The sequence below is a fragment of the Streptomyces sp. NPDC021012 genome (assembly GCF_044333355.1).
GTDB lineage: Bacteria > Actinomycetota > Actinomycetes > Streptomycetales > Streptomycetaceae > Streptomyces.
On the sequence record NZ_JBIRQU010000014.1, the window covers coordinates 19,157 to 39,973 of the forward strand.

Sequence of the window (20,817 nt, forward strand, 5' to 3'; positions counted from 1 at the left end):
GGATGCATCCTTCCTGGGGTGGGTCACTTCACGTACCGGGCGGTTCCGGGAAGCTGCTGGAGGGCCATGAGTGTCTGCCAGTACGCCGCGGCTTCCTTGTCGTTGGTGACGATCTCCAGACCCCGGATCTGCTGGTGCTCGTTCATCGCCTGCCGGTACTTCTCCAGCTCGCTCTCGTCCCTGCCGATCAGGATGTCCTTCCGGTTCCACTTCTTCGTGCCGTCCGGTTTGTACTCGTCCTCGATCTCGAAGGTGGACGGGCGGCGCCAGGTGTTCTTCCTGCAGTCGTCGTCGGCATCCTGCACGTACTTGGCGTCGACCATCATTCCGTCCGCCGGACGCATGCCGTCCGCGCCGATGGCGGGCTTCTCGTAGTCCTTGGGCAAGGGGATGACGCGCTCGGGGTAGCCGGCGATCCGCAATTGGTAGACGTTCTCAGGGGTCGTGGGATCCGACTTGCCACCGAAGTGGGCCGGCTTCAGGGTGTTCACCCAGGCGACGAACTCCTTGCGTTCCTCCGGAGTCAGCAGCCGGGGTGGCGGGACGGCGGCCGGGGGGATCGGGTCGCGCCACGGGATACCGGGATCGGGGTCCCTGTAGACCGCGGGGACGATTCCTGGTATTCCTCCGCTGTACGACGCGAGGACCAGCGGTACCGGGGCAGGTACCGGAACCGGCACCGGGATGAGCGGAGGCAGGAACGGCAGCCCAGGCGCACTCGGCCCCCCTCCGCCCGCGGGAAGCCTGACGCGCTTCTCGGCCGAGTCCAGGGCATGTCCCGCCTCTCCCAGTCGGCGGATCCACGGGTCGTCCAGAACGGCGTCGAGGAGGCCCCCGTCGAAGCCGTTGCCTCCGAACAGAGGGCTGTCCCACGGCAAGTCCACCGCGAAGAGATCCAGCTTGTGCTGCTGGATCGCCTTCTCGGCCGCCTCGACGTGCTCGGCGTAGCGGTCGCACGCCTTGGCGATCTCGTTGCAGGCGGCCACGAGATTGGCGACGAGCGGTTCGTCCTCCTGGACCTGGGAGGGCGGGCAAGTGAGCCCGACGGACGTCTTGAAGTAGGCCCGGAAGGCATCGGCGGCCTCCCCGGAGTGCGCCTTGTCGGCCGTCATGGCAGATGCCTGGGCGTCCTCCAGGAAGCGCAGCATCAGCTTGCCGCCGCGCCGCCAGCAATCGGCGACCGCACGGATCTTCTCCGGCGATCCGCGGAAGCGGTCGGTGCCGCCCGGTGCGTACTGCTCGTACCAGGCTGTCTCCCCGACCACTTCCGGAAGCTCGCGGCCCAGACCGAGGTAGTTCTCCGGGCAACCCTCCCCGGGGTCACCCATGCCGGAGACCAGGTCGGGCTGCTTGCCGAGCAGCGAGGCGACGATCGCGCTCTCCTGCGCCATGAACTCCCGCGCATTGCGCATGAGCCCCCGACTGGCCTCTCCGAGTACGTAGGAGCTGGCCCCGATCTTGTCCAGCGCGACCCCGGCAGCGGCTCGGTAAACCTTCGCGAACGCGCGTCCGGCCTCATCGTCCCCGGCCATCCCGCGCTGCCCGTCCAGTTCGTGATACAGCGCGATGGCAGTGTCCCGAACCCCGCGCATCGTGTCGGTCAGGCCCATCGCGCCCTTGATCATTCCTTCGGCGATGAACCTGAGGTGTGGTGCCAGACCGCTCATTGCGTCCCCCTCCCGAACCCCGCATTGCGGGCGCGAACAGTGGACCGTGCGACGACAGTTCTATCGCACATCAACGACAACGAACTCCGACGAGCGAGGCACCGCACCGATTCTCGGCCTCGGAGGGGACCGAACACGACCGTCCAGTCAAACGGGCCGTAGAACCGTGCCGCTGGGCGAGGCTCATTGAGCGTGAGCTCCCGTCCGACGCCCGATGGGCCCTGATCGAGCCGACCCTGACGGCATGGCGGAAAGCCCGGCTCGATCGCCGCCCCACCGGACAGCCGGCGAAAGTCGAACTCCGCGACGTGTTCAACGCGATCCTCTACGTGAACCGCACCGGAATCCCCTGGAAATACGTCCCGCACGACTTCCCGAGCCACGGCACCGTCTACGCCTACTACGCGGTCTGGCGCGACGAGGGAATCACGTGCCCCTGACCAGCCGGGGAACGGACGCCGCGAAGAAGACCGTAGGCCGCAAGCGGGGCATCCTCACCGACACCATCGGCCTGATCCTCGCAGTGGCCGTCGCCGCCGCGAGCCTCTCCGAGAACGCCCTGGGGATACGCCTCCTCGACCAGGTCAAGAAGACCTGCCGGAGCATCTCGAAGAGCTGGGTCGGCACCGGCTTCGAGAAGGCCGCCGTCGAGCGCGGCGCGCAACTCGGAATCGACGTCGAAGTCGGCCACAGAAACCCCGGAGTTCGCGGCTTTCACGTCGTGAAAAGGCGATTGGTAGTGGAGCGGGGTATCGGATGGATCATGATGCGCCGCCGACTCGCCCACGACGACGAGACCCTCACCGCCAGCTCCGAAGCCATGATCTGCGTCGCCTCGATCGACAACCTCGCCAAAAGCGTAACGGACGAGATCACACCATCCTGGCGAGGAACCCACTAGGGCATAGGCGGCAATGTGCCTACTTCAAGCGCCCTCTCAGTTGTCTGCCCCAGCCACGTGTCGGGCGATGCGTTCCACCTCCTCCAGGGAGATCGATCGGATACCAGTGACGGCTGCGCGCCGATAGGAATTACTGGCAGGGATCTCGGCCAGTCCGCCGGAGTACGGCGCGGAGGCGAGGCCTCCCGGACCCCAGCAGCCCGCCGCACTGCTGATGAGCCGGTCACCGACCACGGGGGCGATCCGCGTGAAGGGGCCGGGAAGCTCCTCCCGGGCGAGCGGGGTGGGGTTCAGGAAGGCCATGAGGGATCCGTCGGTCGCCCAGAGCGATCCCGAGGGCTGCCCTGCGATGGGGCCGGCGCTGGTCGTGTCGGTGGGAATCCAGACGAGAGCCCCTTCAGCGACAGAGGGGCCGAAGAAGGTGCGGACACCGGAGAGGCGCATCTCGTACATCCTCTCGCCGGTGCGCGCCATGGTGTGGTTCCGTCCCGTGAGGGTGCCCTTGGCCACGACGAACGAGCCGCCGGTCTCCCGGGCGTAGGAGAAGGTCTCTTCCCACGGCTTGTCCGCGCACGCGTTCACTCCGAGGGCGACGGCCGGCGGTTCCTGTGCGTCGTGGAAGCCGGGAACGCCCCGGGTGAGAGAGAGGCCCGCCGCGACGACCGCCAGTGCGCCGACGGCGACTGCGGCCCTCCGGCGGAGCTGTCGGGTCCGCTTCCGCCGCACGGCCGCCAGTACCCGCTCCGGTTCGGGGGCGGAGGCGGCCGCCAGGGACGCGAGGATGTCCTTCTCGTCGAGTGGATGCACGCTCGTCAGCTCCTGTCGGTTGTGGGCGCGAGCCGCATGGCGGCGCGGGCCTGGGAGAGGTGCGACCGGACCGTGGCCGGCGTACAGCCGATGAGATCGGCGATCTGCCGGTCGTCCATGTCGTACAGGTAGTGCAGGCAGACTGCCGCTCTTTGGCGCGGGGGCAGCGCTGCGAGGAGCCGCGCCACCTGGTCCCGGCGGACCAGGTCGTCACCGCCGTCCGGCACGGGACGGTCGAGGACGGCCGCTTCCCGGACGGGTTCGGTGCGGCGCCGCGCTGCCTTCCGGCGGTCCGACAGATAGGTGTTGACCACGATCTTGCGGACGTAGGCCAGCGGGTGCTCGGCCCGTGAGATCCGCCGCCAGCGCGACACCACCACGACCAGCGCGTCCGAGAGTATGTCCTCGGCCAGATGCGGGTCTCCGGTCATTGCCCCGGTGAAGCGGCCGAGCTCCGGCAGGTGCGCGCTGAGGAACTCCTCAAGCGTCTCGATGGGATGCCTCCTTGTTCGCGCCGCCCACGACGGCGTTTCATTCTCTAGACGTCATGCGAGGGGCACTTTGTGCAGTGCGAAAGAGCGTGGTCCCCGGCCGCCTGTTCAGGCGGCCGGGGACCACGCTTCGGACGTCCGGTCGGTCAGCGGTCACATGGACGTGGGCCGGTCACCACGTGACCAGCGAGGCGCCGGAGATCGACCTCACGACGGTGCGCATCGAGCTGAAGAGCACGCCCTTGCCGCAGGCTCCCATGGTCAGGGCCGAAGGACCGCAACTGCGGACGGGCTTGTCACCGCCCTGGATCATGCCCGCCGCGTACACCTTGCCGTCGCCGGCCAGTGTGAGCACAGGGCCGCCACTGTCTCCCTGCATCGTGGCGATCTGGTTCGACGACATCTGGGTTCCGTGGATGGTGTCGAAGGCCCCCATCCCTGTCTTGTCGTCGAACCGGACCCTCATCTTGTCGACTTTGATGTTGCAGTGGACACCGGTGTTGCCGCCGCTGGTGCACACCTTGTCGCCGATGCCCAGGTCGTCGTAACCGACGACGCGCTTGTTGTACCCTGCCCGGTTGTTCCAGGCTCCGTCGAACATCAGAGCCGATCCCTTGGCGGACAGGACGCGTGATCCACCACCGGCGTTGCGTACACCCCTGCCGTATGTGGCCCTTCCGTCAAACGCTTGGTAGTCCTGAGCCGTGCAGTGGCGCGCGGTGGTGACGTAGGCCTTTCCGGAGATCTTGATGGAGAAGCCCGTCGAGCAGATGGAGCCTTGCCTGGGGCTGAACATCAGCCCGCCCGCGTTGAACGGAGAGAAGTCGTTGGAGCGGGTGGCGGCGGTGGTCTCCGCCTGGGTATCCGTAATGATCTTGACCGGCACGCCGTTGATCTCGCCCGGAGAGATCGGCGCCGTGCCGGTACTGGTTCCGGGCTCGCTCACGGCGAGGTTGGCCGCCGTGTTGGTGTAGGTGCCGTGCACTTCGATGCCGTCGAAGTCGGCCGTGACTCCGGCGATGTAGGCGATCTGGAAGCCCGCCCACGTGCCCGCCTCGGCCTGTGCGAGCGTGGCGTCCGTCGCACCGTCCAACTGGGCCGTGTCGTGGTTCCGCTGTTCGACGGTCAGGGTGATGCCGCGGGCGGCCGCCTCCTGTGCGATCTGCGTCCGCTGCGCGGAGTCGCCGTGCCAGAGCAGGACGACCGACAGGGCATCGGCGTCGTGGACCGTTCCCACGAACCCGTTCGCCTCGACGTCCGGCAGTTCGTTGATCCACGCCCTGAAGTCGTCCAGGGTGCGCTGACGGTCGAGGCGGCCGGCTCCTTCGTCCCGGATGAAGTCGTCCAGCGGCGCGTCGGCTTCCGGCGGTACGACGGCCGTCCGGTCGAGCGTGACGGTCGTGGGCCGGGATCCGGGCAGCGCACCGGTACCCGCGAACTCGGCGGCGATCTCGAGCGGGCCGTCCTGCACGCCGGCCGCGATGTTCCACGTCAGCTTGTCGGACACCCCCTCGAACATGCTCTGCGGCCATGTCACCGCCGCGCCGTCGCTGCCGACGACGTCGGAGGCGGGGACGGTGGTCCAGGTGCCCGTACTGCCGGTGCGATAGCGGAAGGTGACCGCGGTGGCATCGGACGGAGCCACCGCGGCGAGCTCGACGGCGCCACGGACGACCTGGGCATCGCTGAGCGAGATGATCTCCGCGGTACCCACGAAGAAACGCCAGGACCGTTCGGCGGAGACGTTGCCGGCGCCGTCGACGGACGAGACGTACAGGGTGTGCGCGCCTTCGCCCACCGGGGTGTAGGCGAGGGTGATCGGGCTGCCGTCCGTGCCGAGCGTCCCCTCCTCGTCGCCCTCGTTCCCGATCTCGTCGTCGATGCGGTACCGCACCAGCGAGACGTCGGAGCCGCCCGGAGCGAGGGTGAAGGTTCCCGCGATGTCCGGGCCGGCCGCCCACGCGTCCCGGGGGAAGTCGGCCGAGGACACCTCGGGGGCCGTGGGCGCGGTGGTGTCGACGGTGAAGCGGAAGTGCGTGGTGGCGCCCCAGTTCCCGGCGGTGTCCACCGCGCGCAGGTGGAGGTACCACGTGCCGTCGCCCTTGGTGACGCCGTAGCTCGTGCCGGTGGTGTCGACGGTGGTGTCGGGCGTCGTGTCGGCGGCGCCGTCCACGGTCAGGCTGTACCCGGCCGTGTCCGCCGCCGGAGCGGTCCAGTTCGCGGTGAAGGATCCGTTCGCGTAGGCGTGGCCCTGGTCGGCGTGGCTGGACGAGGTGATCGTCGGGGTCGGCGACAGGCTCGTGTCGACCGCGAACTTGAAGTGGGCCGCCGATGTTCCCCAGTTGCCTGCCTTGTCACGCGTACGGACGTGCAGGTACCAGGTCCCGTTGCCGGCGACGGTGGCACCGTACGTCGTCGTGGTGACGTACGTGCTCGTGGTGGCCGGTACGGTGGCCGCCGCCTGGTCCACCACAACGGCGTATCCGGCCGCGCCGGAGGCGTCGGACGGAGCGGTCCAGGTGAACGACGCGGTCTTCGACGGGTAGACGGACGTCTCCAGCGGGTGCGTGCCGGAAGCGACCGCCAGGGGGACGCCCGGAGCGGTGGTGTCCACGTGGACCGCGAAGTGCGTCGCCGCCGACCACAGGCCGGCATTGTCCCTGGCCCGTGCGTGGACGTACCAGGTGCCGTCGGCGAGGCCCGCCGTGGAGACGGCGGTGCCCTTCTGGGTGACCGTGGTCGCCGGCGAGGTCGTCGCGGAGCGGTCGATGAGCACCGCGTAGCCCTCGATGCCGCTGGTGTCGCCGGCGGTGACGGATCCGGTGAAGTCCTTGGAGGCGTACCAGGTGGACTGTGACGGGTGGCTGCCGCTCGTCACCGTCGGCGCCGCGGGGGCCGCGGTGTCGACGACGACCGTGCGGAAGGCGCTCCACGGGCTGTTGTCCGTGCCGTCGCCCGAACGGGTCCGCCACTTGTACGTGCCGGCGGGCAGCGCGGTCGGCGGGGACCAGCTTCCGGCCGTGCCGTTGGGAATCCAGCCGGTGTTGCCGGACTGGAGTGGCGCCGTCCCGTTCTCGGCCCAGATCTGGACGTCACCGACGACCTTGCCCGAGGCGTCTCCGCCGTCGGCATCGGTGATCTGCACCGAAAGGGCCGGGGTGGTGTCGCTCGTCGCGGCGCCGGCCGCCGGTGAGAGCAGGGTGGGTACGGGCGGCGGCGTGTTGTAGATGACCGTCAGATGCGGCTCGGTGGCCGAGTCCGCGTCGGCGGTGTAGTTGGCCGAACGGAAACGCCGCCACGTCAGCGAATCGTTTTCGTCGCTCCCGCGCACCTGGAAGCCGTAGTTCGCGGCACCGTCGGCCCACGCCTGCACGATCGCGTCCGTGTCGAACTCCATGGTGCCGGCCGGGCAGGAGGAGTCGTGGCCCAGAGCGGCCTTGTTCGTGATCGCCCCGGTGGTGGTGGTGGCCGGCTGGGCACCCCAGGTGACGGCGGACGGGTCCCAGTCGGCCGTGATCCGCCGGACCTGCACTCCCGAACCGCCGGTGGAGCAGGTGGAGGAGTAGTACGAGTAGAGGGTGAGGTTCGTGTCCATGATGTGCTTGCCCGCGAACCGGGACACGTCGAACTTCAGGTACGAGCGGGCGACGGTGGTGCCGGCGTCGTACGTTCCGGCTTTGAGCTCGGTGGAACCGCGCTGGGAGTCCGGGTAGTTGGTCGCCACCCAGGTGTCGGTCGAGGCGGCCAGGGTGGAGATGGGGTCCAGAGTCAGCGGGTAGGTCACATCCGGCGAGGCGAGGAACTCGGGGTCGGGTGCGAGCACCAGAACCGTACTGCCGTCCGCGGCCGCCTCCAGGCGGGTCTCGATCTCGGCCCGGTGCGCGGGGTCGCCGGAAGCGGGGTCGATGCTCGAATCCCACATCATCGGCGCGGAAGCTTCCGCGATCACATCACCGGAGGCGCTTTCCAGGAGCAGATGCCGATTCTCCGCCTGCGACAGCTTCAGCCCTGTCAAGGACAGCGGAAAGCGGTACTCCAGCTTCCTGTCGGGACGCTCGGTGAGCACGACCGACTGCTCGAAGCCCTGCGGCAGCGCCTGTACTGTCATCAACTGGCCGGGACCGAGCGCGTAGGTCGCCGTGTCCCCGTTGATCTCAGGGGCAGGAAGGGCTTGCCCCCACTTCAGCCCGAACAGGTGCTTCCCGTCCTTCACCGAGGCAAGCACGCCGGCCCCGCCGTCGGATATCTGAACCTGTGCCGGCGTCGCCACCGGCGTGAGGTTCGCGCCGGTGTCCACCAGATCGGTGTTGACGTCCTCCCACTGCCCATCGGCGTTCTTGATCCGCACCGGACCGGTGTACGCCTCGACGGTGGTGCTCCCGTCGGGATTCACGAAGACCGACGTGTCCTCGGACCGCTCCTCGAGGACCTCGATGCGGCGCTGCTGCAATCGGGCCAGCAGTCGGGCGGCGTTCTCGTCCGCTGCCTCCGCAGGCCCCGTCGGATCCAACTCCGGCACGGTGGCCTCGGCGCTGGAACCGGCCAGACCCACGGCGTCCGCGTCGGCGGCCCAACCCGGCGCCATCAACGCCTGTGCCACCAGGCTCGCCGTAAGCGCGAGGACGATGCGACCTGTGTACCGATCATTCTGTCGCCACCTGCCCGCCCCCTGCGCACCGGGTAGTGCTCTGCTTCTCTTCGGTTGCACAATCCCCCCACTAAACTCTTACAGCTGTCGAAATCAGATGGATACTGACACGTGGTCAAGCCCATACGAGGCACGCGACAAGCCACCACGGACGGGGCGCTCGGGCCAGGTCTCGATCAGAGCGGCAGTCGTCACGATCTGCGGTAGTCAGACAGACCGGCGCGCTCTGCACACGTCGGAGGCGCGCTGGGTTCGTCGAGTCACGCATGGGGCTCCAGCAACTCCTGTGATACGTGATCGAGACGCTTCGTGCCCGTACGCAGTACGTCAAGTCCCACTCTTCGACAGCCTCGACGTATCACCCAGAGCTCCTTCGGCCTGCCTGCCGCGTTCCTCAGCCTCGCGGTGTAAACGGAGGGGAGCCTGCAGAGGACCAGGGACGGATCTTGTCCGATGACGCATTACGTGGAGTGCGTCGCCATCCTGGAGCCGGTGAAGTAGCGGGTCACATCGGACGGCACAGGGCCTGTGTGTCGTGACGATGGTTGGTCGAGGGGGCGTGGCTTGGTGCTGCGCCCCTTTGTCGTACCGGTTTGTTCGCGGTTGATCGGTGCCACATGTATCCGGTGGCGTGGGGGAGTTACTGGGGTGTGGGCGTTTCCGGGATCTGGAGGCGTGGCGATACAGTCCGGCAGGAGTTGGGCTGGGGAGCAGGGGGAGGGGCCGACGTGTTGGAGGTTGTGGCGCTCGGGGCGCTGACCACGTTTTTGCTGGGGGTGGGGAACGGGGCCGCGGGGGAGATCGGGAAGAACCTGACGTTGTCGGTGGGGGCGCTGGTGAGGCGGACGTTGGGGCGGGAGACGCCGTTGCCGGAGGGGGCGGAGGAGCGGCGGGCGTTGGCGGGGCGTGTGCATGCGCGGCTGGGGGGTGATCCGCGGAGGGCCGGGGAGTGGGCGCTGATGCTGGAGGGGGTGGCGGGCGGGGCTGTCGAAGCGTCCCGGGGCACGATGCCCCCGGCGCCGTGGGCGTTCACCAATCAGGAGAAGGTGCTCAAGCAGCTGGTGCGGGAGGCCGACCGTCCCTGGGAGGGGCGGCCGCGGGTGGTCCTGTTGTCGGGGCCCGCGGGCAGTGGGTCCACGTCGGTGGCGCTGCGGTTGGCGGCGGAGACGCGTGACCGGTTCCCCGACGGGCAGTACTACGTCGATCTGCGTGCCGGGTCCGGGGAGAGCGGGCCGGATTCGGCAGGTGTCCTGCTGCGGCTGCTGCGCGAGATGGACGTGGATCCCGAGCTGGTTCCGGCCACCGAGGAGGGCCGCGAGCGGCTGTACCGGCAGCTCACCGCGGAGCGGAGGGCGCTCGTGGTGATCGACCACACGACCTCTCTGGCGCAGGTCCGCGCTCTCGTACCGTCGACGCCCGACGTCCTGCTGGTGGTGGTCGTGTCCGGACCGCCGCTGCTGCTGGAGGCCGAGCGCGTCGCCGTACCGCCGCTGTCCGACCGGCATGCGAAGCAGCTCGTGCGGAAGGTGGCCGGTCCGGAGTACGCCGCCCGGGTCAAGGCACAGTTGCCCGGCGTGCTCGAACGCTGCCGGGGCAACGCCTTCGCCCTCCACGCGGAGGCACGGCTGCTGCTCCGGGATGAGGGCGAGTCCCCGTCCGAGGACCGGAGCGGGGCATGGCCGGAACATCCCGTGCGGACCGCCGGGCACCTCGCGTCGCTCCGGCTCGGCCCGGAGGCGCTGCGCCTGTGCCGGCTCACCGCGCTCGGCGGTTGGCCCTCCGTCAGTGCCACGATCGCGGCGGCCGCCGCCGACGTCCAGGAGGCGACGGCCGCCCGGCTGCTCGACGAGGCGGTGGACGTCGGACTGCTGGACGCGCTGCCCGACCTGCGGTACCGCTTCCGGCCCGAGATCAGGAGGCAGCTGGCCGAGACCGCCACCGCCGAGTACGGGGTCGGGAAGTGCGCGGATGCCGTGGACCGGGTCCTCGACGCGCTGCTCGCCCGGGTGCTGCCCGCGTCCCGCGCGGCCCTGCCGGAGAGCTGGCGGACCGAGGTCCCGGAGGAGTACCGGGCTGCTTCCGGATCCGTCCCCGACGGCATCGCGGTCCTGGCCGCGGAGGTCGCCAACGTGGCCCGGGCGGTCCTCGTGGCCGAGGAGCACGGGCGGACCGACACCGCCCTGTGGCTGGCCCGCTCCCTGTGGCCGCTGCAGTTGAAGGCGGGGCACTGGGACGAGGTGCTCCCCGCCCTCCGGGACGCGGCGCGGTGCGCCGAGGAGAGCCGCGCGGAAGAGCGGATGGCGGCGGCGCTCCACTTCCAGCTGGCCCACTGCCTGGGGGAGACGGGACGGTGGGAGCGGGCGAACCGGGCCGCCCGGGCGGCCGTCACGTACGAACGGGCCGCCGGCCATCTGCGGGGCGAGGCGTCGGCCGTGGAGCTGCTGGGCCTGCTGAGCCTCAACCGCTGGGAGTACGAGGAGGCGTACGAGAGGTTCGCCGAGGCCGAGTCCGTCTACCGGAGGATCGGACCCGGCGAGGAAGGCGTGGCCGATCTCCCGCGGGCCCTCGCCCTGATCAAGCGCCATCAAGGACGGGCCCTGCGCGGCATGGACCGGCTGGACGAGTCCCGCCGCTGCCTGAACCGCGCCGTGGACTTCTTCGCGGGACGCACCGGAGCACCACCGGAGGCGTACAACCAGGCCCGTGCCCTCACGGATCTGGCGGAGACCCTCCACGAGGCCGGCGACGACACGGCGGCCCTGGCCGGGATCGCCCAGGCCGAGGCACTGCTGCCTTCCTCCGCCGCCCCGCACCGTGCCTACCTCGCCGGTCTGCGGCGGCGGTGCGAGGCAGGAACCGCCCGGTAGCGGCGGCTCAGCCACCCGCCTCCACGCGGAACGGGTGGACGCCGCCGGCGCCGTGCAGCCGGAGTACGAGTCCGCGCTCCGGGACCGCGCCGCCGTACGCCAGCCAGACGTGGAAGGCGGAGGCGTACGCGGCCGGGTCCGCGTCCGCCTCGGCGCCGGTGTCGGTGTCGGTGTCGGCGGACAGGTGGAACGTGCCGTGCCGCCCCCGGCTGCGTACGAGGCAGGTGTCCGGTCCCGTCACGTACACGGCCGTCGAGCAGTGGGGGTGCAGGCGCAGCACCTCGGCGGTCCACGCGCCGGGGCCGCCCAGCCGGGGATCGTCCGCCGACCCGTCGCGCAGGATCACGTCCGCCACGTCGAGGTCGCCCGGATGCCGGGTCTCCTCGTGCACGGCGAGGTGCGCGTCACCGGCCGCCCCGGCGGGATGCCCGGTGGACCGTTCGACGACGATGTCCCTCTCCTCCACACGGGTCCGTACGTGCAGCGGGGACGTCACCCTCCCCGGGTGGTACGGAGGGAGCGGGAGCGGCTCCAGGGACGCGGGCCCGGATGGTTCGGGAAGGTCCATCAGCGCGTAGAAGTGGCGGCGCAGCAGCTCGGCCGATCGCCCCGGCTCCGAGGTGACGAACCCGGCGAGGGAGGGGTCCGGACGAGGGGCGCTGATCCCGCGCTCCACCTGGGGAAGCAGCGGAGCGCGGGGATCGAGCCGGGGCGCACGACGGACGAACTCCGCGAGCGGTGCCTCGGGATCGAGCACGCCCGCCCCGTCGGCGGCCAGGAGCACGGGCGTGCCCAGGGCGGCGGCGTAGTAGGAGACCGCGCCGAAGTCCCCGAGGACGAGGTCGGCGGCGAGCAGGGCCTGCCGCCACTCGTGGACCGGGTCGATCAGCGTCAGCCCGTCGCGCCGGGCCCGGTCCAGCCACGCCCGGATCTGGCCCGGGCCGTGCCCGTACCAGATGTTGGGGTGGAGGATGGCGGCCAGACGGTAGTCATCGGTCGGCAGTTCCGCGGCGAGCCTCGGCAGCAGGGCGGGCAGCACGTCCTGCCCGCCCCCGCTGCCGAAGAACCCCTCGGGGTTCCAGGTCGAGTTCAGGACGACGAGCCGCTGCCCCCGGCGTACCCCCAACGCGCGGCGGAACCTGTCCCGGTACGGACGCGCCGCGAGCATGCGGTCGAAGCAGGGGTCCCCGGCGAGTACGGCCGAGGGGACCGCCTCCGCGCAGACCCGCGCCAGGCGTTCCAGCTGCTCGGGGTGGGAGAGGACGAGCCCGTCGACGAACGGCTCTCCACCGGACAGGAGCCATTCAGGCGACAGTCCGAACGTCGGCCCGGCTTCCGGCTTCCGGCTTCCGGCTTCCGGCTTCCGGCTTCCGGCTTCCGGCTTCCGGCTTCCGGCTTCCGGCTTCCGGAGTCTTTTAGTGTATCCAACCCCGTGGGAAAGTACGGTCAAACTGCCCTGAATCAGGTCGAGTTCGCCACCGAAACTCGCCGAGACGGCCAGATCCACCGGAGTCGAAAGCGCCTGCCTCCAGGGCAGTTCGGGCAGCTGCAGCTCGTGGAAGAGCTCGCGGATGCCGGCCTGGAACGCGGAGGAGCCCGTCGAGGTGACCAGCAACTGGACTCGGAGGTCGTCGTGGAACAGCGGCACCAGGTCCAGCAGACGGCCGGCCGAGGTGACGTTGTGGACCACCAGCAGGACTCGCCGCTGAGTCGTTCGGCTCGTCCACTGGTCGGACCCCTCCCCGACCGGTACGCGAATCGCCGGGGGTTCTGGCCCCACTCGTGACCTCCTGGACGAGCCCGATGCCGTTGCGTGAACACCCTATGTCGAAGAGCGGGACGGGTGACGCGGATGTCAGTCCCGCACGCAGTGGTGGAGCGATCGGTCGCGAGGGCGCGGAAGGCGTTTGGTCGTCGGTTCGGTGACGCAGAACCGGCGGATCGAGGCCAGGAGTCGGTCGATGTCGGCGGTGGAGTGGGAGAACGAGGTCACGAAGCGTACGACGCCCGGCTCCCAGCGGTCGTGGTAGAAGGTGTACCCCTCCGAGAGGAGTTCCTTGATGACCGGCGGGGCGAGCGTGCAGAAGACCAGGTTCATTCCCGGCTCGCCGCCGAGTTCGACGCCCGGCGTCCTCCTCAGGCCGTCCCAGAGCCGGGATGCCAGGGTGTTCGCCTGGCGGGCGTTGCGCAGCCACAGGTCGTCGGACAGGTAGGCGGCGAGCTGGGCGGCGTGGAAGCGGGCCTTCGCGGGGAGTTGGCCGGCGCGCTTGACGCGGGCGGCGAGCTCGGCGGAGGCGGGGGCGTGGAAGGAGACGATCGCGTCGGCGGTCATCGTGCCGTTCTTCGTGGTGCCGAACGACAGCACGTCGATTCCGGCCTTCCAGCTCATCTCGGCCGGACTGGCCCCGAGACGGCTCAGGGCGTTGGCGAACCGGGCCCCGTCCATGTGCACGCCGAGACCGGCGGACTTGGCATGCAGGCTCAGCGTGCGGATCTCCTCCAGCGTGTAGACGCCGCCGGACTCCGTGCCCTGACTGATGCTCAGCACCGAGGGCCTCACGCTGTGCACGTCACCGGCGCGGCGCCGCAGCTCGTGTTGCAGGGCATCGGGGTCTATCTTGCCGCCGGCGCCGGGAACGGTGACGACCTTGGAACCGCCCGTGAAGAACTCGGCGGCCCCGCATTCGTCGTTGTCGATGTGGCCGTCGGGGTGGCACAGAACGCTTCCCCACGGCCGCGAAAGAGACGACAGCGCGAGGCCGTTGGCAGCCGTACCGGAAGAGACCAGGAAGACGTCGACATCCCGCTCGAACACCTCCGCGAGCCGGTGACGGACGGCCTCGCTCCAGGGGTCCGCACCGTACGGAGCGGAGTGCCCCGCCGAGGCCGCCGCCACCGCTTCCAGTACTTCCGGGGACGCGCCGAACGTGTTGTCACTCAGGAAGTTCCGGCCAACCAGGTCGGTGGCATCCATGTCACTCATCCCGCGTCCAGGTGTCGTTGCCCATGAGGAGTTCACTCAGATCGCCCTTGCCGTAGCGCTCTACCGCCGTCTCCAGTTGTTCGGCCATGAGGGTGTCGTAGACGGGCCGGTCGATGGAGCGGAAGACGCCGATGGGCGTCTGGTGCAGGGTGTCCGGGTCGGCCAGCCGGGACAGCGCGAACGCCGTGGTGGGGGTGGTGGCGTGGGCGTCGTGGACGAGGACCTGTGCCTCGTTGTCCGGGGTGACTTCGACGACCTTCAGGTCGCCGGTGGCGGGGTCGCGGACGACGCCCTTGCCGTGGTCGGTGCCGAAGCGGATGGGCTGTCCGTGTTCGAGGCGGATGACGGCTTCGGTGGCCTGGTCCTTGTCCTTGAGGGCTTCGAAGGCGCCGTCGTTGAAGATGTTGCAGTTCTGGTAGATCTCCACGAGCGCGGTGCCGTTGTGCTGGGAGGCCTGGCGCAGCACCTCGGTGAGGTGTTTGCGGTCGGAGTCGACGGTGCGGGCCACGAACGACGCCTCGGCTCCCAGGGCGAGGGAGACGGGGTTGAAGGGGGCGTCGAGGGAGCCCATCGGCGTCGACTTGGTGATCTTGCCGAGCTCGCTGGTCGGGGAGTACTGGCCCTTGGTGAGGCCGTAGATCCGGTTGTTGAAGAGCAGGATCTTGAGGTTGACGTTGCGGCGCAGGGCGTGGATGAGGTGGTTGCCGCCGATGGACAGGGCGTCGCCGTCGCCGGTGACGACCCAGACGGACAGGTCGCGGCGGGAGGTCGCGAGGCCGGTGGCGATGGCGGGGGCGCGGCCGTGGATGGAGTGCATCCCGTAGGTGTTCATGTAGTACGGGAAGCGGGAGGAACAGCCGATGCCGGAGACGAAGACGATGTTCTCCTTCGCCAGGCCGAGTTCGGGCATGAAGCCCTGCACGGCGGCGAGGACGGCGTAGTCACCGCAGCCGGGGCACCAGCGGACCTCCTGGTCGGACTTGAAGTCCTTCATCGACTGGGCGGCCTCGGCCTTGGGCACCAGGTGCAGCAGCGATTCACTCATTGATGGCCTCCTGGAGGGCGGCCGCGAGCTGTTCGGCCTTGAACGGCATGCCGTTGACCTGGGTGTGGCTGCGGGCGTCGACGAGGTACTTCGCGCGGATGAGGGTGGCGAGCTGGCCGAGGTTCATCTCCGGGATGACGACCTTGTCGTAGCGCTTGAGGATCTCGCCGAGGTTGGTGGGGAAGGGGTTGAGGTGGCGCAGGTGGGTCTGGGCGATGTGGCCGCCCTCGCGCCGGATACGGCGCACGGCCGCGGTGATCGGGCCGTAGGTGGAGCCCCAGCCCAGCACCAGGGTGCTCGCGCCGTCCGGGTCGTCGACCTCCACATCCGGGACCTGGATGCCGTCGATCTTGGCCTGGCGGGTGCGGACCATGAACTCGTGGTTGGCCGGGTCGTAGCTGATGTTGCCGGTGCCGTCCTGTTTCTCGATGCCGCCGATGCGGTGTTCCAGGCCGGGGGTGCCGGGCACCGCCCACGGGCGGGCCAGGGTCTCGGGGTCGCGCTGGTAGGGCCAGAACACCTCGGTGCCGTCCGCGAGGGTGTGGTTCGGGCCGGTCGCGAACGGCGTGGTGAGGTCCGGCAGGTCCTCGACCTCGGGGATCCGCCAGGGCTCGGAGCCGTTGGCCAGGTAGCCGTCGGACAGCAGGAACACCGGGGTGCGGTACGTCAGCGCGATCCGGGCGGCCTCCAGCGCGGCGTCGAAGCAGTCCGCCGGCGTCTTGGGGGCCACGACCGGCACCGGCGCCTCGCCGTTGCGGCCGTACATCGCCTGCAGCAGGTCGGCCTGCTCGGTCTTCGTCGGCAGGCCGGTGGAGGGGCCGCCGCGCTGGATGTCGACGATCAGCAGCGGCAGCTCCAGCGAGACGGCGAGCCCGATGGTCTCGCTCTTGAGCGCGACACCGGGGCCGCTCGTGGTGGTGACGGCGAGGGAGCCGCCGAAGGCGGCCCCCAGGGCGGCGCCGATGCCGGCGATCTCGTCCTCGGCCTGGAAGGTGCGCACGCCGAAGTTCTTGTGCCTGGACAGCTCGTGCAGGATGTCCGAGGCCGGCGTGATCGGGTACGAGCCCAGGTACAGCGGCAGGTCGGCCTGCCGGGAGGCGGCGATCAGGCCGTAGGACAGGGCGAGGTTGCCGGAGATGTTGCGGTAGGTGCCGGTGGGGAAGGCGCGGGTGGCGGGGGCGACCTCGTAGGAGACGGCGAAGTCCTCGGTGGTCTCGCCGAAGTTCCAGCCGGCACGGAAGGCGACGATGTTCGCCTCGGCGATCTGGGGCTTCTTGGCGAACTTCTGTCGCAGGAAGGCCTCGGTGGCCTCGGTGGGCCGGTGGTACATCCAGGACAGCAGGCCGAGGGCGAACATGTTCTTGGAGCGCTCGGCCTCCTTCCTCGACAGGCCGAAGTCCTTGAGGGCTTCCAGGGTGAGGGTGGTCAGCGGTACGGGGTGGACCCGGTAGCCGTCGAGCGACCCGTCCTCCAACGGAGACGTCGCGTAGCCGACTTTGGCCATGGCGCGTTTGGCGAATTCGTCGGTGTTGACGATGATCTCGCCGCCGCGGGGGACGTCGGCGATGTTGGCCTTCAATGCGGCGGGGTTCATGGCGACCAGGACGTTGGGGGCGTCGCCGGGGGTCAGGATGTCGTGGTCGGCGAAGTGGAGCTGGAAGGAGGAGACGCCCGGCAGGGTTCCGGCGGGGGCGCGGATCTCGGCGGGGAAGTTCGGCAGCGTGGAGAGGTCGTTCCCGAAGGACGCCGTCTCGGAGGTGAAGCGGTCACCCGTGAGCTGCATGCCGTCACCGGAGTCACCCGCGAAACGAATGATCACCCGGTCGAGTCTGTGGATCTCTTTGCGGATCTCTTTGCCGTGGATCTCTTTGCCGAGGACCGGCATCGGGAAATCTCCTTGTGGGGGAGGCGGAGGGGGTCAGCTCGCCGTGGCGAGGACGACGGCGGCCGCGAACGAGGGGGTGGGGGCGGTCAGGTCGTGGAAGGTGAAGTCCCGGATCGCGGCGGGGACTTCGGACACGCCGACGTACGGGTCGGTGACGCCGTACGCGAGTCCCGCCCCCGTCGCCTTCAGGTAGGCCTCCTTGCGCGTCCACACCCGGGCCAGGGCCTGGGGGCGGTCAGCGTCCGGCAGGGCGCGCAGGGCGTGCTGCTCGCGCGGGTGCAGGGAGGGCAGGAGTTCTTCGGCGATGTCCGGCCGGGGGACGCCTTCGACGTCGGCGCCGACCGTGACTCCCGATACGGCGATCAGGGCGAGCCCGCCGCTGTGCGAGAGGGAGAAGTGGGGGCCGCCGCCGGCCAGGGCGGGCCGGCCGTGGGGTTCGCCGCAGCAGGGGCAGTCCTCGCGGACGAGGTCCACCGATTCGGGTGCGAGTCCGGTGTAGCCGCTCAGGACGAGGCGGAGGCCGATGTGCGCGGCCCGGTAGCGGTGGCGGTCGCCGGGGCGGCGGAGGCGGGCGGAACGCTCGCGTTCCGCCGTGCTCAGCGGTGCTTGCTCGGCCACCACCGGGTGGCCGCCCACGATCTCCCGGTCGGTGTCCAGCCACCACAGGGCCACGTCCTCGCCCCGCAGGGGCGGGCCCGGCTCCGGGGGCGTGTCGTCGAGGGCGCGGTAGTGGTGCTGGAAGGGGGCACACGCGGGCGAGGGGGCGTACGCGAGCTCAGGCATCGTCGCCGGTCCCGGCGAGCTCGCGGATGGTGGGCGTGCGGAACAGGTCCCGCAGCGGTACGGCCGGCAGTCCGCGGTTGCGCAGTGCGGCGCTGATCCGGACCGCGAGGAGGGAGTTGCCGCCGAGCTCGAAGAAGTCGTCGTCGAGTCCGACCGGCGTGCCCAGTACGGTCGACCAGATCTCCTGGAGGACCGCGGCGGTTCCCTGCTCCCCGGTGGAGGCCGGTGCGGTGGCGGGGGCGGTTCGGGCGGGTTCCGGCAGGCGGGTGGCGTCGAGCTTGCCGTTGGTGGTCAGCGGCAGGGAGTCGAGCGCGGTGACGGTCGCGGGGAGCATGTAGCCGGGCAGGACGGTCGCGGCCCGCTTGCGCACTCCGACGGTGTCCAGGTCGGCCGGGACGACGTAGGCGTCGAGGCGGGCGGTGGCGGGGTCGGCCGGGTCCTCGCGGCGTACGACCACGGCGGCCGCGCGGACGTCCGGGTCCTCCAGGAGGACGGAACGGATCTCGTCGAGCTCGATGCGGAAGCCGCGGATCTTCACCTGGCTGTCGATGCGTCCCAGGTGTTCGAGGGTGCCGTCGGGGCGCAGTCGGCCGAGGTCGCCGCTGTGGTACTGGCGGGTGTCCGGGGCTGCCGCGAACGGGTCGGCAGCGAACGGGTCGGGTGTGAACCGGGCGGCGGTGAGCTCGGGTTGGCCGAGGTAGCCGAGGGCGACGCCCGCGCCGCCGACGCGGATCTCTCCGGTGACGCCGGGCGGGACGAGCCGGCCGCGCGCGTCCGCCACGTACAGGTGCCAGCCGGGCAGCGCCGGGCCGACGGACTTCGAGCCGGCGAGGGCCAGTTCCCGGGTCAGGGTCTGCGCGGTGACGTGCACGGTGGTCTCGGTGATGCCGAACATGTTGACCATGCGGCACTCGTCCTCGGGGTGCCGGTCGAACCAGCGCAGCAACATGCGGGCGTCCAGCGGCTCGCCGCCGAAGACGACCAGCCGGACGGCGAGGCGGGCGTGGTCCGTCTCCAGGAGCTGGGAGAAGGCGGAGGGCGTCTGGCTGAGGACGGTGACCCGCTCGCGCTCAAGGAGATCGCCGAACTCCCCGGGTTCGCGGGAGACGAGGTACGGCACGACCACGAGCCGTCCGCCGGTCAGCAGGCAGCCCCAGATCTCCCAGACGGAGAAGTCGAACGCGCCGGAGTGGAAGAAGGACCACACGTCGGCCGGGCCGAGACCGTACTCGTCGCGGGTCGCGTCGATGAGCGCGACGACGTTGCGGTGCGGCACGACGACGCCCTTGGGGCGGCCGGTGGAGCCCGAGGTGTAGATGACGTACGCCGGGTCGTCGGGGCCCGCGGCGCCCGCCGGTTCGGCGGTGCCTGGCGCGTCGCCCGAGGCGAGCAGGGCGTCGGGGGTGACGGGGGTGCCCGCCTCGGCGGGGTACTCCGCGAGCCGGGTGATCACCAGGTCGAGGCCGGCGTCCCGCGCCGTGTGGGCGAGCCGGTCGGCCGGGTAGGCCGGGTCCGTGGGCACGTACGCCGCACCCGTCTTGAGCACGCCGAGCATGGCCACGACGAGTTCGGTGGTCCGCTCCAGGCAGATGCCGACCCGGTCGCCCGGGGTCACCCCGTGCGCCACCAGGCCCCGGGCCAGCCGGTCGGCCCGCCGGTCGAGCTCGCGGTAGGTGAGGGAGGTCGTCCCGTCGCCGACCGCCGGAGCGTCCGGGCGGGCGGCGGCCACCCGCGCGAAGGCGTCGACGAGCCGCTCCGGTACGCCGGTCAGGGCGCCGTCCGGCCGCCCGAGGGCCGCCACCCGCTCGCGCTCGGCGGCGTCGAGGAGCTCGACGTCGTCGGCGGTGATCTCCGGGGTCTCGGCGAACTGGCGCAGGACGTGCGCCAGGTGCCGCAGCAGCCCCTCGACGATCTCGGGGGAGAGGTGGCTGCGGCGGTAGGCGGCCCAGAGCCTGCTGCCGGCCCGCTCCCCGCCCTCCGCCGCGCGCGGGAGCACGGCGAGGGTCAGCGGGAACGGCGGCGCCAGGCAGGGCAGGTACTCCTCCGCGTACGCCTCCGGGGCCGGGGTCGCGGGCTCGATCAGGCCCGCGGTCACCGGGCGCTCCGACGGCACCGGTACGGCGGCACGCAGCGCGGCGAGCGGGACGTCGCCGGGGATCGCGTGGGCGAGGGCGCCGCGCCGGTCGCTGGCGACGGTGACGTCACCGGTGGCGCCGTGTCCCTCGTAGCGGTGCAGGGTCAGGGCGAGGGCGGCGAGCAGCACGGCCGGGTCCGCCGTGCCCGGCAGGTCCTCGGGCAGGTCGTGGCAGCGGGTCTCCCAGGTGGTGGCGGAGCGGGTCCCGCCGCCCCAGTCCGGGGCCGGGGCCGCGGCGGGGGCGCGTACGGACGAGCCGGACAGGGGGCCGGGGGCCGCCCCCGTGACCAGCGCGCCCGCCAGGGCGTCGAGACCGGCCCGGTCGAGCACCGCGCGGTCGGCGACCAGGACCAGGTCCGCGCGACCGTCCCGGTAGCGCAGCAGGACGCAGCGCACGGCGGCCGTCGGCCGGTTCAGTTCGGCGTCCCGGCGGCGGCGGGCCTCCGGCTCGTCCGAGCCGGCCGCGAGCTCCTCCACCCACAGCCGCCACGGGCCCGCCGCGCCCAGCCGGGCGGTCAGCTCGGCGTCGCTCACCGAACCGCTCAGCCGGACCCGTACGGCATGGCACTGCTCACCCTCCATGGGGCGTCCTCCTTCTCTCTCACA

At 70.8% G+C, this 20,817-nt stretch carries 11 protein-coding genes and 1 pseudogene; 2 read left to right on the plus strand and 10 right to left on the minus strand.

The features are described 5' to 3' along the window. Nucleotides 1–23: 23 nt before the first annotated feature. Nucleotides 24–1,667 carry a restriction endonuclease fold toxin-2 domain-containing protein gene (locus ACH4TP_RS33155; protein ID WP_398440037.1) on the minus strand — a complete coding sequence of 548 codons (1,644 nt, stop codon included), beginning with the start codon at nucleotides 1,665–1,667 and terminating at the stop codon, nucleotides 24–26. A gap of 185 nt (nucleotides 1,668–1,852) precedes the next feature. Here ACH4TP_RS33155 and ACH4TP_RS33160 point away from each other — a divergent pair. Next, a pseudogene (locus ACH4TP_RS33160) lies at nucleotides 1,853–2,568 on the plus strand (transposase). A gap of 36 nt (nucleotides 2,569–2,604) precedes the next feature. On the opposite strand, the gene ACH4TP_RS33165 reads toward ACH4TP_RS33160, so the two are convergent. The 3 genes from ACH4TP_RS33165 to ACH4TP_RS33175 form a co-directional block, all read right to left on the minus strand. Further along, nucleotides 2,605–3,375 (minus strand): hypothetical protein, encoded by a 771-nt coding sequence (locus ACH4TP_RS33165; protein WP_398440038.1) that lies wholly within the window; start codon nucleotides 3,373–3,375, stop codon nucleotides 2,605–2,607. 5 nt (nucleotides 3,376–3,380) lie between these two features. Then, nucleotides 3,381–3,869, minus strand: coding sequence for a SigE family RNA polymerase sigma factor (locus tag ACH4TP_RS33170; protein ID WP_398186002.1), 489 nt, complete (start codon nucleotides 3,867–3,869; stop codon nucleotides 3,381–3,383). Between the two features lie 169 nt (nucleotides 3,870–4,038). Further along, nucleotides 4,039–8,466 (minus strand): DNRLRE domain-containing protein, encoded by a 4,428-nt coding sequence (locus ACH4TP_RS33175; RefSeq protein WP_398440039.1) that lies wholly within the window; start codon nucleotides 8,464–8,466, stop codon nucleotides 4,039–4,041. Between the two features lie 1,007 nt (nucleotides 8,467–9,473). Between ACH4TP_RS33175 and ACH4TP_RS33180 the strand changes: the two genes are divergently transcribed. Then, the gene (locus ACH4TP_RS33180; protein ID WP_398440040.1) at nucleotides 9,474–11,381 is read left to right on the plus strand and encodes an ATP-binding protein; all 1,908 of its coding nucleotides are present in this window, start codon (nucleotides 9,474–9,476) and stop codon (nucleotides 11,379–11,381) included. Between the two features lie 7 nt (nucleotides 11,382–11,388). On the opposite strand, the gene ACH4TP_RS33185 is transcribed toward ACH4TP_RS33180, so the two are convergent. From ACH4TP_RS33185 to ACH4TP_RS33210, 6 genes are all read right to left on the minus strand, one after another. Further along, nucleotides 11,389–13,071 carry a hypothetical protein gene (locus ACH4TP_RS33185; RefSeq protein WP_398440041.1) on the minus strand — a complete coding sequence of 561 codons (1,683 nt, stop codon included), beginning with the start codon at nucleotides 13,069–13,071 and terminating at the stop codon, nucleotides 11,389–11,391. Between the two features lie 165 nt (nucleotides 13,072–13,236). After that, nucleotides 13,237–14,364, minus strand: a complete 1,128-nt coding sequence (locus ACH4TP_RS33190; RefSeq protein WP_398440042.1) for a threonine aldolase family protein — start codon at nucleotides 14,362–14,364, stop codon at nucleotides 13,237–13,239. Next, nucleotides 14,357–15,409: a 2-oxoacid:ferredoxin oxidoreductase subunit beta gene (locus ACH4TP_RS33195; protein WP_398440043.1), complete on the minus strand. Its 1,053-nt coding sequence runs from the start codon at nucleotides 15,407–15,409 to the stop codon at nucleotides 14,357–14,359. Before ACH4TP_RS33195 ends, ACH4TP_RS33190 begins: the two co-directional genes overlap by 8 nt. Then, nucleotides 15,402–17,294 carry a 2-oxoacid:acceptor oxidoreductase subunit alpha gene (locus tag ACH4TP_RS33200; RefSeq protein ID WP_398440044.1) on the minus strand — a complete coding sequence of 631 codons (1,893 nt, stop codon included), beginning with the start codon at nucleotides 17,292–17,294 and terminating at the stop codon, nucleotides 15,402–15,404. The genes ACH4TP_RS33195 and ACH4TP_RS33200 overlap by 8 nt, the downstream gene beginning before the upstream one ends. A gap of 33 nt (nucleotides 17,295–17,327) precedes the next feature. After that, nucleotides 17,328–18,077 (minus strand): 4'-phosphopantetheinyl transferase family protein, encoded by a 750-nt coding sequence (locus ACH4TP_RS33205; protein ID WP_398440045.1) that lies wholly within the window; start codon nucleotides 18,075–18,077, stop codon nucleotides 17,328–17,330. Next, complete coding sequence (locus ACH4TP_RS33210) at nucleotides 18,070–20,793, minus strand: non-ribosomal peptide synthetase (RefSeq protein WP_398440046.1); 2,724 nt, start codon at nucleotides 20,791–20,793, stop codon at nucleotides 18,070–18,072. Before ACH4TP_RS33210 ends, ACH4TP_RS33205 begins: the two co-directional genes overlap by 8 nt. Nucleotides 20,794–20,817: the final 24 nt, after the last annotated feature.